The 14,895-nt window shown below is 71.2% G+C and carries 1 protein-coding gene; it reads left to right on the top strand.

Annotated elements, in window-relative coordinates:
• The first annotated feature begins 5 nt into the window (after nt 1-5).
• Nucleotides 6-14,894, top strand: coding sequence for a type I polyketide synthase (locus OG225_RS15210; protein ID WP_405182249.1), 14,889 nt, complete (start codon nt 6-8; stop codon nt 14,892-14,894).
• Nucleotide 14,895 lies beyond the last annotated feature (1 nt).

Below are 14,895 nucleotides of genomic sequence, written 5' to 3'. Positions count from 1 at the left end.
AACATATGCCGAACGACGACAAACTGCTCGAGTACCTGCGCCGTGCCACCGCCGACCTCGGTGACGCGCGACGCCGGCTCCGGGACGAACAGGACTCCCGGCACGAGCACATCGCGATCGTCGGAATGGGCTGCCGGTATCCGGGCGGCGCCGATTCGCCGGAACGATTGTGGGATCTGGTCACCGCGGGCACGGACGCCATCACCGAATGGCCGGCGAACCGTGGCTGGGACGTCGATGGGCTGTACGACCCGAATCCGGACAACCCCGGCACCTCCTACACCAGAAGCGGCGGATTCCTCTACGACGCGGGCGAATTCGATCCGGGATTCTTCGGGATCTCGCCGCGCGAGGCGCTGGCCATGGACCCGCAGCAGCGACTGCTGCTGGAGGTGGCCTGGGAAACCGTGGAACACGCGGGCATCGTGCCCGCCGCGCTGCGCGACAGCGCGACCGGCGTCTTCATCGGCGCCATGGTCAACGGGTACGGCGCCGGATGCGCGACGGTTCCCGAGGTCGAGGGCCTGCTGCACACCGGAACCACCGGCAGTGTCGTCTCCGGGCGGCTCTCGTATGTATTCGGCCTGACCGGCCCGTCCTTGACGGTGGACACGGCATGTTCCTCCTCGCTGGTCGCGTTGCACCTGGCGGTGCGGTCGCTGCGTTCAGGGGAGTGCTCGATGGCGCTGGCAGGCGGTGTGACCGTCGGGGCCGAACTCGACGCGTTCGTCTCCTTCAGCCGTCAGCGCGCTCTCGCGCCGGACGGCCGCTGCAAGGCGTTCTCCGATTCCGCCGATGGCACCGCCTGGTCAGAGGGCGTCGGTGTACTGCTGCTGGAACGGCTGTCGGACGCGGTGGCCAACGGCCACCGGGTGCTGGCGGTGGTGGCCGGTTCCGCGGTGAATCAGGACGGCGCGTCGAATGGTCTGACCGCGCCGAACGGTCCCGCCCAGCAGCGGGTGATCCGGGCAGCGCTGGCCGATGCCCGATTGTCCACGGGCGATGTGGATGTGGTCGAGGCGCACGGGACCGGAACCCGATTGGGTGATCCGATCGAGGCGCAGGCCCTGCTGGCGACCTACGGCCGGGCCAGGTCCGACGCGCGACCGCTGTGGCTCGGGTCGCTGAAATCGAATATCGGGCACACCTCCGCGGCCGCGGGCGTCGGCGGGATCATCAAGATGGTGCAGGCGCTGCGGCACGGTGTGCTGCCGCGCACACTGCACGCGGATAACCCCTCCTCGCAGGTGGATTGGTCGTCGGGCGCGGTGCGGCTGCTGTCGGAATCGCGGGTGTGGCCGGACGCGGAACGGCCACGGCGTTCGGCGGTGTCCTCGTTCGGCGTGAGCGGAACCAACGCGCACGTGGTGCTGGAACAGGCACCGGAATTCGGCACCGGTGGCTCCGCGACAGCTCTTGGCGCCGCGCCGCGCCGCTGGCCGTTCGTCGTATCCGCGCGCACCGAGGCGGCACTGAGCGCGCAGGCGCGCGCCCTGCGCACCGCGCTCGATCATGATCGCGACACGGAATTGACTGCGGTGGCAAGGGCATTGGCCACCGATCGGACCGCGTTCGAACACCGCGCCGTGGTGATCGACGACGACCGCGACGATCTGCTGGCCGGATTGCGCGCGCTCGAAACGGGTGACGACGCGCCCGCACTGCTTCGCGGTGGTGGAATCCACACCGGCCGAACGGTTTTCGTGTTCCCTGGTCAGGGTTCGCAGTGGGCGGGGATGGCGAGGGAGTTGTGGGAGCAGTCGCCGGTTTTCGCGGCGCGGATGGCGGAGTGTGAGGTGGCGCTGGCTCCGTTCGTCGAGTGGTCGTTGCGGGAGTGGGTGTTCGGGGGTGGTTCGTTGGATCGGGTGGATGTTGTTCAGCCGGTGTTGTTTTCGGTGATGGTGTCGTTGGCCGCGGTGTGGCGGTCCTTCGGTGTGGAACCCGCGGCGGTGGTGGGTCATTCGCAAGGAGAGATCGCCGCGGCGGTCGTGGCGGGTGGCTTGTCGTTGGTCGATGGTGCGAAGATCGTCGCGTTGCGGAGCCGGGCGATCGCGGCGCTCACGGGGCGCGGCGGCATGGCCTCGGTGCCGCTGCCCGCCGCCGAGCTGACCGATCGCCTGCGCGAGTGGTCGGGCCGGATCAGCGTCGCCGCCGTCAACGGGCCATCATCGACCGTGCTGGCCGGTGACGTCGATGCCATCGAGCGATTCGTCGCCGACCTCCGCGCCGGGGACATCAGGGCCAGGGTCGTCCCGGTCGACTACGCCTCGCATTCGCCGCAGGTCGAGGAGATCCGCGAGCGGCTGCTGACCGTGCTCGCCGATATCGCGCCCGTCGCCGCCGATGTGCCGTTCTTCTCCACCGTCGATGCCGCCTGGCGCGACACCCGGACCCTCGACGCCGATTACTGGTACCGCAACCTGCGCCGGCCCGTGCGCTTCGCCGACGCCACCAGAACCCTGCTGGAGGAGGGCTACACCTTCTTCATCGAGCCGAGTGCCCATCCGGTGCTCACCGTCGGCGTGACGCAGACCGCCGATGCGGCCGGCATCGATGCCACGGCCGTCGGCACGCTCCGGCGCGATCAGGGTGGTCTCGACACCGCGTTGCGCTCGTTCGCGGAAGCGCAGGTGCGGGGACTGTCCCCGGACTGGTCCGTATTCTTCGCGGGCATTCCCGACGACGGCGTGCCGCTGCCGACCTACGCGTTCCAGCACAGCTGGTTCTGGTTGCAGGGGCCAGAGGACGCCGTCGGCACGCTACCGGCCGCCCACCCCGCCGAGACGGCCTTCTGGGCGACCGTCGACGACGGTAATCTCGCGGCGTTCACGGCCACCCTCGGCCTCGAACCCGCGGATCCGGCAAGTGCTGTGCTGCCCGCCCTCGCGGCCTGGCGCGGCGGGCTGGCGGACCGCGCCACCGCCGACTCCTGGCGCTACCGCGTCGACTGGGAACCCCGCCCCGACCGGCCCGGCACCGCCCCGACCGGTACCTGGCTGCTCGTGCTGTCCGCGGCGACCACCGGCGACGCGCTGCCCGACGCCTGCGGGCAGGCGCTCACCGCGGGCGGCGCCACCCTGGTGCCGATCGTGCTCGGCCCGTCCGCCGATGACAGAGCGGCGCTGACTGCCCTGCTCACCGAGCGCATCGCCGAACTGCCGAAGCCGGTGTCCGGTGTCCTCTCGCTGCTCGGTCTCGACGAATCCCCGCACCGCCGCAATCCGCGGATGACCTCGGGCACCGCGCTGAGCCTGGTGCTACTGCAAGCGCTCGGTGACTGCGGTTGCGCGGCCCCGATGTGGTGGGCCACCAGGGGCGCCGTGACGACCGCTTCCGGCGATGTGCTGAGCTCCCCGGCCCAGAGCCTGCTGTGGGGGCTCGGACGCGTTGCTGCACTGGAACATTCGGTACGCTGGGGTGGTCTCGTCGACCTCCCTGAGATCTTCGACGACCGCGCCGCGCAGCGACTGCGTCAGGTGCTCGCCCGCCCCGACGACGAAGACCAGGTGGCGATCCGGCCCGCCGGGCTGTACGGCAGACGGCTGGTCGACGCCGGACTCGGCGACACCGTGGCCGCACCGCCCTGGCAGCCGCGCGGCACGATTCTGATCACGGGCGGCACCGGTGGTGTCGGCACCCAGCTGGCCCGCTGGTTCGCCGATCGCGGCGCGGAACACCTGGTGCTGATCGGCCGCCGCGACCCGGAGACCGTGGACGGTCTGACCGAACTGACCGAGCTATTGGCCGCCACCGGCACCCGGGTGACGACGGCCGCCTGCGATGTCGCGGACCGGGCGGCGCTGACTGAACTCGTCGCCGAATTGCGCGGCGGCGGAGCCGATATCCGCACCGTGATCCACGCCGCCGGTGCGGGTGTGCTGATCCCGCTCGCCGACACCGATCCCGATCACTTCGCCGAGACGCTGGACGCGAAGGTCGGCGGCGCCGACAATCTCGACGCGATCTTCGGCGCCGACCAGCTCGACGCGTTCGTCCTGTTCTCCTCCATCTCCGCGGTCTGGGGCAGCGATGAGCATGGCGCGTATGCCGCCGCCAACGCCTATCTCGACGGGTTGGCGGAGAATCGCCGGTCGCGCGGCTCGACCGGCACATCGATCGTCTGGGGTATCTGGGATCCGGCCGATGGCGGCGGTATGGCGGCCAATCTCGCCGAGGAACAGTTGCGGGGCCGCGGGATCCCGTTCATGCCGCCCGCGGTGGCACTCGACGCGTTCGGCCGGGTGCTGGACAACGACGACACCGTCGTCCTGGTGGCCGCCGTCGACTGGGAACGTTTCGCGCCCGTGTTCACCTCGGTGCGGCCGAGCCCGCTCATCGGGAGCCTGCCCGAAGTGCGCCGCGTCCTCGCCGTCGAGGCTGCGCCCGTCGCGGACACCGGGAGCGGCGCGGCCCTGCGCCGCAGGTTGCGCGAGGCCGTGCAGGCCGACCGCGACCGCATCCTGATAGATCTGGTGCGCACCAACGCGGCGGGCGTACTCGGCCACGACTCCACTGCCGGTGTCGACCCCGAAAAGGCCTTCCGCGACCTGGGTTTCGATTCGCTGACCGCCGTCGAGATGCGTAACCGGCTCAATACCGCCACCGGGCTGCGGTTACCCGTGACGGTGATCTTCGACTACTCCTCGGTCACCGCGCTGGCCCGGCATGTGGGTGAGCTGGTGCTGGGCACCGGGGCCGACGCGCCCGAGCCGCCGCCGGTTGTCTCGCTGGACGACAGGGACCCCATCGTGATCGTCGGCATGGCCTGCCGCTACCCGGGCGGCGTGCGCGATCCGGACGGGCTGTGGGACCTGCTGGTCGACGGCCGCGACGCCGTCGCCGAACTCCCGGCGGACCGTGGCTGGAACCTGGCGGCGCTCTACGACGCCGACCCGGCCCGGCCCGGCTCGACCTATGCGGTCGAAGGCGGATTCCTCGACGACGCGGCGGAATTCGACAACGGATTCTTCGGCATCTCGCCGCGCGAGGCACTGGCCATGGATCCCCAGCAGCGGCTGCTGCTGGAGACGTCATGGGAGGCGCTCGAGCGCGCCGGTATCGATCCGGCGACCCTGCGCGGCAGCCGGACCGGCGTTTTCGCCGGTGGCGCCTACCAGGGTTACGGCAACCACGAGGTGCCGCCCGAAGTGGAAGGCCATCTCATCGCGGGCGTGTCCACCAGTGTGCTATCCGGCCGCGTCGCCTACAGCCTCGGGCTGGAGGGGCCTGCCATGACCGTGGACACCGCGTGTTCGTCATCGCTGGTGGCGGTGCATCTGGCCGCGCAGGCACTGCGTCGCGGCGAATGCGCGCTCGCCCTGGCCGGTGGCGTCACCGTACTCGGTTCGACACTGTCGCTGACCGGTTTCAGTCGCCAGCGTGGCCTGGCGGCGGACGGCCGGTGCAAGTCCTACGCCGCCGCCGCGGACGGGTTCGGCATCGCCGAGGGCGTCGGTGTCCTCGCACTGGAACGACTTTCGGATGCCGAGCGCAACGGCCATCCGGTACTCGCCACGGTCAGGGGCTCCGCCGTCAACCAGGATGGCGCGAGTAACGGCCTCACGGCCCCGAGCGGGCTGGCGCAGCAGCGGGTCATCCGCGCGGCGCTCGCCGATGCCGGGCTGGCCGCGGCCGATGTGGACGTGGTGGAGGGACACGGCACCGGCACGAAACTCGGTGACCCGATCGAGGCCGACGCGCTACTGGCCACCTACGGGCAGCACCGGCCCGCCGACCGGCCGCTGCGCCTCGGCTCGGTGAAATCGAATATCGGCCACACCCAGGCCGCGTCGGGCGTCGCGGGCATCATCAAGATGGTGCAGGCCATGCGGCACGACCTGCTGCCCAGGTCGCTGTATGCCGCCGAACCCACACCCGATGTGGACTGGTCCGCGGGCGCGGTCACCCTGCTGGCCGAGAGTGAACCGTGGACGTCAGACGGCGCGCCGCGCCGCGCCGGAGTCTCCTCCTTCGGTCTCAGCGGCACCAACGCCCACGTCATCGTCGAGGCACCGGAACCGGCTGGCCCCGAGCCGCGGGCGGCTCTTCCGATACCGGAAACAGCGGAGCCGCAGCCTGTTCGGCCGCTGCTCTGGCCGCTCTCCGGCCGCACCGAGCCCGCGCTGCGGGCACAGGCCGCCCGGCTGGCCGAGTACCTCGCGGACCGTCCTGCGCTGTCCGCCTCCGATATCGGATACTCGCTGATCGAGCACCGGACGCGGTTCGAGCACCGGGCCGTCGTCGGCGGTGGCGATCGCGATGCCATGGTGGAGAGCCTGACCGCACTGGCCGCGGGACGCGCGGACGACCTGCTCGTGCGGGGCACGGCCGGTGCTGTCGGCCGAACGGTTTTCGTGTTCCCTGGTCAGGGTTCGCAGTGGGCGGGGATGGCGAGGGAGTTGTGGGAGCAGTCGCCGGTTTTCGCGGCGCGGATGGCGGAGTGTGAGGTGGCGCTGGCTCCGTTCGTCGAGTGGTCGTTGCGGGAGTGGGTGTTCGGGGGTGGTTCGTTGGATCGGGTGGATGTTGTTCAGCCGGTGTTGTTTTCGGTGATGGTGTCGTTGGCCGCGGTGTGGCGGTCCTTCGGTGTGGAACCCGCGGCGGTGGTGGGTCATTCGCAAGGAGAGATCGCCGCCGCCGTGGTCGCGGGCGGGCTCTCCCTCGCCGACGGCGCGCGCGTCGTGGCGCTGCGCAGCAAGGCGCTGCTCCCCCTGGTGGGACGCGGCGGGATGCTCTTCGCCGCCGTTGCGGTGGCCGCGATCACCGAATACCTGGCGCCGTGGGCGGATCGGGTCTCGGTGGCGGCGGTGAACGGTCCCGGTTCGGTGACGGTGTCAGGGGATCCCGCCTCGCTACGCGAGTTGAGCGAGCGGCTGGCCGACGCCGGAATCATGTCGTGGTCCCTGCCCGGTGTCGATTTCGCCGGACACTCCCCACAGGTGGAGACGCTTCGGGCCGAACTGGATACAGCCTTCGCCGGGGTGACGCCCCGGTCTTCGGAGATCGCCTTCTACTCGACGGCGGCGGGCGCGCGCCTCGACACCGCCGCGCTGGATGCCGGGTACTGGTACCGGAACCTGCGCGAACCGGTCCTGTTCTCGGCCGCGGTCGACGCGCTATTGCGGGACGAGCACACGGTTTTCCTCGAGGTCAGCCCGAATCCGGTGCTGTCGGTGTGGCTGCGCCAAGCGCTGGAGTCGGCGGAGGTGGCCGGATGTGTCACCGGGACCATCGCCGACGGTGACGGCGGTCTGCGGCGCTTCCTCCTCTCGCTCGCCGCGTTGCACACCTGCGGCGGTGATATCGACTGGGACGCGGTGCTTTCCGAAACCGGTGGTCGTCGCGTCGAGCTGCCGACCTACGCGTTCCAGCGTTCGCGCTACTGGCTGGAGCCGCCGGTCACAGACAAGGGCGATGCGGGCTCGGCGCTCGCCGATCCGGTCAGCGCCGGTTTCTGGATGGCGGTCGAACGCGGTGACGTCGCGACCGTGGCGAGCACATTGCGGATGGCGGACGGGGCATCGCGGGATTCGCTGCGCGCGGTGCTGCCCGCGCTGTCGTCGTGGCACCGCGACCGCATGGACCGCTCGGTGCTCGATACCTGGCGGTACCGCGTGATGTGGAAGCCGCTGCCGACCGCGGCGGAAAAGCCGGTGCTGCAAGGTATCTGGTGGCTGATCGTGCCGTCCGCTGCCGCCGATACCGATGCTGCCGATCCCGGCGTCGCGGCCTGTGCGAGCGCGCTGGAGCGGCACGGCGCGACCGTCGTCACCGTGTCGCTCGGCGACGAGGACCGGGTAGCCGTCACCGATTCCCTGCGCGAACACCTGCGCACCGGCGCGCCCGACGGCGTGCTGTCGCTGCTCGGGCTCGCGTCCGGCGGGCACGCGTCGGCGCCGGTCCTGCCAACCGGACTGGCGATGACCGTGACCCTGGTGCAGGCGCTCGGCGATGCCGGTGTCGCCGCACCGGTCTGGGGCGCGACCCTCGGCGCGGTGCGGGTGGGACGCTCCGATCCGGCCCCCGCCCCGGATCAGGCCATGACCTGGGGGCTGGGCGCTGTCGCGGGGATGGAGTATCCGCAGCGCTGGGCGGGCCTGATCGATCTGCCGACGCGGTGGAACCACCGGGTGCTGGACCGGCTGGTCCGCGTGCTCGCCGGATTCGACGGTGAGGACCAGCTCGCCGTGCGCGCTTCCGGCGTGTTCGCCCGCCGCGTCGTCCGGGCCGAGCCGGTCGCGTCGGACGCGGTATGGAGCACGTCGGGGACCGCCCTGATCACCGGCGGCACCGGGGCGCTCGGCGCGCATGCCGCCCGGTGGCTGGCGGGTGCCGGGGCACAGCACATCGTGCTCGCGAGTCGCAAGGGATCCGCCGCGCCCGGCGTCGCCGCGCTGGTGGCCGAACTGGTGGAACTCGGTGTCGACGCGACGGGTGTTGCCTGCGATGTCACCGACCGCGACGCCGTCGCCGGGCTGCTCGCCGCGCTGCCGTCGGACCGGCCGCTGCGCACCGTGGTGCACGCGGCGGGTGTCCTCGACGACGGCGTGCTCGACGCACTGACCCCGGAGCGGGCCGCCGCCGTGCTGCGCCCGAAGACCGAGGCCGCCGCGCACCTCGACGAACTCACCCGCGGTCTGGAACTGGACGCGTTCGTCCTCTACTCCTCCCTCGCCGCCACCCTGCCGGGAACCGGCCAGGGTAGTTACGCGGCCTCCAATGCCTACCTGGACGCTCTGGCCGAGCAGCGCCGGTCCCGTGGCCTGCCCGCCACCTCGATCGCCTGGGGACTGTGGGCGGGCAACAGTGCCGCCGCCGCGGTGGGAGATCGGCTCGTGCGGGCCGGGCTGCGACCGATGGAACCCGAATCGGCGCTGGCCGCGCTCGGCGCGGCGCTGGCGCACGACGAAACGCGGCTCATCGTCTCCGGTTTCGACTGGGAGCGGTTCACGCGCACCTCGGTCACGTTGCGGCCCAACACCGTTCTGCGCGATCTACCCGATGCGGTGCCGTTCCTCGGCGCCGGCCCCGCCGACTCCATCGCGGGACGATCGGCCGGACTGTCCCCGGTCGAACTCGAGGAGGAATTGACCACCATGGTCGGTGCGGAGGTCGCCGCGACGCTCGGCTACCCCGACGCGGCGGGTATCGAACCCGGCCGGGTGTTCAAGGATCTCGGCTTCGATTCACTGACCGCTGTCGACCTGCGCAACCGGCTGGCGGCCGCCACCGGGCTGCGGCTGTCGGTCACCCTCGTCTTCGATCACCCCACGATCACCGCGCTCGTGCGCCATATCGCCGAAGTACTCGGTGTCGACGCCACATCAGCGACTCCCGCCGGGAGCGTGGCCGAAACACCCGCTGTGACAGCGACCGCCATGGCCCCACCGGCCGATGACCCGATCGCGATCGTGGCGATGAGCTGCCGTTTTCCCGGCGATGTCGAATCGCCCGATGATCTGTGGCAACTCGTCGTCGACGGCGTCGACGCCATCTCGTCGTTCCCGGTGGGCCGCGGCTGGGAGCTCGACGGACTCTATTCCGACGATCCGGAGCAGCTGGGCACCTCGTACACCCGACACGGCGGATTCCTGCACCGCGCCGACGAATTCGATCCGGCCTTCTTCGGCATTTCCCCGCGCGAGGCGCTGGCGATCGATCCGCAGCAGCGGCTGCTGCTCGAAATCGCCTGGGAGGCGTTCGAAAGGGCCGGTATCGATCCGCTGTCACTGAAGGGCAGCAGGGCCGGTGTGTTCGTCGGCTCCAGCTACCACGACTACGGCGCGCGGGTGCGCAAGCCGTCCGAGGAACTGGAGGGCTACCTGGGTCTCGGCAGTTCGGGCAGCGTCGCTTCCGGCCGCATCGCGTACACCTTCGGACTGGAAGGACCTGCGGTGACGGTCGATACGGCGTGCTCTTCCTCGCTGGTGGCCATCCACCTGGCCGCGCAGGCGCTGCGCGGTGGTGAGTGCACACTCGCCCTGGCCGGCGGGGTCGCGGTCATGTCCACCCCCGGCTCGTTCGTCGAATTCAGCCGTCAGCGCGTGCTCGCCGAGGACGGACGCTGCAAGCCGTTCGCCGCCGCCGCCGACGGCACCGCCTGGGCCGAGGGCGCGGGTATCGTTGTGCTGGAACGGCTTTCCGATGCCCGTCGCAACGGTCATCCGGTGCTGGCATTGGTCAGGGGCTCGGCCGTGAATCAGGACGGCGCCAGCAACGGTCTCACCGCGCCGAACGGCCCGTCCCAGCAGCGCGTCATCGCCCAGGCGCTGGCGAGCGCGGGAGTCACCGCCGCCGGGATCGACGCCGTCGAGGCGCACGGCACCGGTACCCAGCTGGGTGACCCGATCGAGGCGCAGGCGCTGCTGGCCGCCTACGGGCCGGATCGGCCCGCGGACCAGCCGCTGCTGCTCGGCTCGCTGAAATCGAATATCGGGCACGCCCAGGCGGCCGCCGGTATCGCGGGCGTCATCAAGATGGTGCAGGCCATGCGGCACGGCGTACTGCCGGGCACGCTGCACGTGGACCGGCCGACCCCTCTGGTCGACTGGTCGTCGGGTGCGGTGCGCGTACTGACCGAGAACACCGAGTGGCCCGAAACCGGGCACCCGCGCCGGGCCGCGGTGTCCTCCTTCGGCGTCAGCGGCACGAACGCCCACACCATCCTGGAACACGTTCCCGCAGAGATCGATTCGCTCGCCACGCCGGATGGCGACAGCGGCGGGCTCTGGCTCGTATCGGCTCGCAGCGCGGCGGCCATGCGGGCGCAGGCGCGACGGCTGCTCGACTGCGTCGACGACCGGCCAGCGCTCGACCCGGCGGCGATCGGCAGGGCGCTGGCCATGCACCGCAGCGCCTTCGAGCACCGTGGCGCCGTCGTCGCGGACAACCGGCAGAGCCTGCTGGCGGGTCTGCGCGCGCTGGCGGCGGACGGCACCGCGCCTGGCGTGCTGCGCGGCAGGTCCGGCGCGGGTAAGACGGCCTTCCTCTTCGCGGGCCAGGGCAGTCAGCGCCCGGGCACGGGTGCGCAGCTCTATCGTGTGCACCCGGTCTTCGCCGACGCGTTCGACGCGGTGTGCGCCGAGTTCGACACCGTCCTGGACCGGCCGTTACACGAGGTGGTGTTCGCCGAGGCGGGGTCGCCCGATGCCGCCCTGCTCGACACCACCGCCTTCACCCAGCCCGCCCTCTTCGCGCTGGAGACGGCCATGTTCCGGCTACTGGAGCACTGGGGCGTGACACCCGCGCTGCTACTGGGGCATTCGGTCGGCGAACTGGCCGCGGCGCACGTCGCGGGCGTCTTGTCGCTGCCCGACGCCGCCCGGCTGGTCGCGGCTCGCGGACGGCTCATGCAGGCGCTGCCCGACGGCGGCGCCATGATCGCACTGACCGCATCGGAGGAAGAGGTCCTGGCGCTGCTGGCGGGGCTGGAAGACCTGGTGTCGATCGCGGCGGTGAACGGCCCGGCATCGACGGTCGTGTCCGGTGACGCCGACGCCCTGCTCGACATCGCCGCCCGCTGGCAGTCGACCGGCGGCAAGGCGCGACGGCTGACGGTCGGCCACGCCTTCCACTCGCCGCGCATGGACGCGATGCTCGACGATTTCCGCCGGGTGGCCGAAACCGTCGACTTCCTGGCGCCACAGATCCCGGTGGTATCGAATCTGACCGGCCGGGTGGCTACCGCGGAGGAGATCCGCAGCGTCGACTACTGGGTCGCCCACGTGCGCGAAGCCGTTCGCTTCCACGACGGTATGGCGTACCTGGCCGACCACGGCGTCACCCGATTCCTCGAACTGGGACCCGACCAGTCGCTGACCACCCTGGGGCGCGACAGTCTGGCCGACCACGGTACCGATCCGGACGCGCTGGTCTCGCTGCTACGCCGGGACCGGACCGAGACGATGTCGGTGACCACCGCGCTGGCACAGCTGCACACCCGGGGTGTGCCGATCGATTGGGCGCGGTACTTCGACGGACCAGCAGGCGGGCACGTGGAACTGCCCACCTACCCCTTCCAGCGCGAACGCTACTGGCTGGAGGCCGACGCCGCTCCCGGTGATGTGGGGGCGACGGGCCTGCGTCCCGCCGGGCATCCGCTGCTGGGTGGTCTGGTCGAACTACCGGACTCCGGCGGGTTCCTCTGCACAACCAGGCTTTCCATTCGCAGTCACCCCTGGCTGGCGGACCACGCCATCCTGGGCTCGGCCTTGTTCCCGGCCACGGCCTTCCTCGAACTGGCCATCCGGGCCGGGGACGAGGTGGGTTGCGACGAGGTCGAGGAACTGTTATTGGAAGCGCCCCTGGTGATAGCGCCGGACAGCGCTGTGCTGCTCCAGGTTTCGGTCGGCGCGCCCGACGCGGACGGCAGGCGTCCGATCGCCGTGTACTCCCGGCCGGAGACCACGGCCCCTGGACAGTCGTGGACCCGGCACGCGAGCGGCCTGCTCACCGCCGCCGAGCCGAATGAACCGGCGGTAGCGGGCGAGTGGCCACCGCCCGGTGCCGAGCCGATCGACGTCGCGGGTCTCTACGAGCGGTTCGAGCAGGGGGGATTCGCCTACGGGCCGGCTTTCCAGGGGCTGCGGGCGGCTTGGCGGCTCGGCGACGACGTGTATGCCGAAGCTAACCTGCCGCAATGGCACCTGAGCGAAGCGGCCGGATTCGGGCTGCATCCCGCGCTGCTGGACAGCTCCCTGCACGCGTTGACCTTCGGGATACTGGCGGGCTCGACACAGAGCTGGCTGCCGTTCTCCTGGAACGGCGTTCGACTGCACGCCGCGGGCGCGTCGGCGCTGCGCATCCGGCTGCGACCGGTGGGCCGCGACGCCGTGGAAGTGCTGGCGTCGGACGCCGCGGGCGATCCCGTCGCCTCGGTGCGCTCGCTGGTCCTGCGGCCGGTATCCGCCGATCAGGTCGGCGCGGCCGGCCCCGCCGCCGACGGGCACGAGGAGCTGTTCCGGGTCGAATGGCCCACTGTTCCCACGAAAATGCCTGGCGCGGTCGGCGACTGGGTCGTCCTCGGCGACGATATCGCCGAGTGGGCGTCGGCCGGGGTCACTCGCGCGGTCGGCTCCCTCACCGAACTGGCGGAGGGGGAGCTGCCCGCCGTCGTGGTAGTCCCGATCCCGTCCGGTCCAGCGGGGCGGGATGCCGATTCCGCGGTGTCGGCGCGGGGCGACCGGGCCTCGTCGTCTGCTTCGGATTCGCCGTACCCGCCTCCGCGCGACGAGATCACCGCGGTGCGGTCGGCCACCGAGTACGCGCTCGCGCTCGTTCAGGATTGGCTCGCGCTGGAGCGGTTCCGGGCCGCCACCCTGCTGCTGGTGACGCGTGACGGTGTGGCAGTGCGGCCGGACGCCGACGTGCCGGATCTGGCGCACGCGGCGGTGTGGGGTCTGGTGCGCACCGCGCAGGCCGAGCATCCCGGCCAGTTCGTGATCGCGGATCTGGACGGCGACGCCGCATCGGTGGCGGAACTGCCCGCCGTCGTCGGCTCCGGTGAGCCACAGCTGGCCGTGCGGTCCGGTGTCGTGCGTCAGGCCCGGCTGACCCGTGTTCCGCGCGCCGACACGCCCGCCGCGCCCGAGTGGGAGCGCAAGGGCACCGTCCTGATCACCGGTGGCACCGGTGCGATCGGCGGGCATATCGCCCGGCACCTGGTCCGCGAGCACGGCGTGCGCAGGTTGCTGCTGACCGGCAGGCGCGGACTCGCCGCCGATGGCGCCGCCGAACTGCGCGACGAGCTCACGGCGCTCGGCGCGGAGATCGAGATCGTCGCGTGTGATATCGCCGACCGGGACCGGGTCGAGGGCTTGCTCGCCGGGATCCCGGCGGAATATCCGCTCACCGCGGTGGTGCACGCCGCCGGCGTGCTCGCCGACGGCGTGATCGGCGCGCTGACCCCGGATCGGTTGCGAGAAGTGTTGCGCCCCAAGGTGGATGCCGCGTGGCACCTACACGAGCTGACGTCGGGCATCGAGCTGTCGGCGTTCGTCCTGTTCTCGTCCATCGCCGGTGTCTTCGGCGGTATGGGACAGGCCAACTACGCCGCGGCCAATGCCTTCCTCGACGCACTGGCGCATCGGCGGCGGGCGCGGGGCCTGCCCGCCGCCGCTCTCGACTGGGGGTTGTGGACCACCGAAGGCGGGATGAGCGGTTCGCTCGACGCCGCGGATCTACGCCGCATCGCCCGCGGCGGCATCTTGGCCTTCACCCCGGTGGACGGCGTGCGCCTCTTCGACCTGGCGGTCGCCGCCGACGAACCTGCCGCGCTGCCGCTGCGCCTGGATCTGGACGCGACAGCGGCTGCCGGATACCCGCCCATGTTGCGCGGTCTGATACTGCCGCGGTCCCGGCGGGTGGCGGGCACCGCCGCCACCGAATCCGTCACCCAGCGACTGCGCGGCCGGAATGCGGGTGACCGCGAACGCATCCTGTTCGAACTGGTCCGGTCGCAGGCGGCCACCGTCCTCGGGTTCGCCGACCCGGAGGCGGTGGACGACGATCGCGGGCTGCTGGAAATTGGTTTCGATTCGCTCACCGCGGTGGAACTGCGCAACCGGCTCAATGGCGCGACCGGGTTGCGTCTGCCTGCCACACTGCTGTTCGACTACCCGACATCGATGGGTATCGCCAAATATCTGGCCGCCGAACTGGCACCGGACGGCGCCGAGCCGGTCGCGGGCGGGCTGGCCGAGCTGGAGCGGCTGGAGCAGGCGTTCGCCGGCGCCCCGGCCGATCCGCTGGTGCTGGACCGATTGCAGATCCTGCTGGACAGCCTTCGCGCCGAAGCCGATCCGGACGCCGCCGTGCTGGCGCAGCGCATGGACCAGGCGACCGACGACGAACTCTACGACTTCATCGACAACGAACTCGGGACGGATTTCCGTGACTGAT

It is taken from the genome of Nocardia sp. NBC_01377, from assembly GCF_045040005.1.
GTDB classification, from domain to species: Bacteria; Actinomycetota; Actinomycetes; order Mycobacteriales; family Mycobacteriaceae; genus Nocardia; species Nocardia noduli.
The sequence above is the reverse complement of the archived record's forward strand: the minus strand, read 5'-3'. Positions and strand labels throughout refer to the sequence as shown.

What these genes read in the sequence shown, in the direction of transcription:
- OG225_RS15210 (WP_405182249.1), top strand. Translation starts at nt 6, where the DNA reads ATGCCGAACGACGACAAACTGCTCGAGTACCTGCGCCGTGCCACCGCC.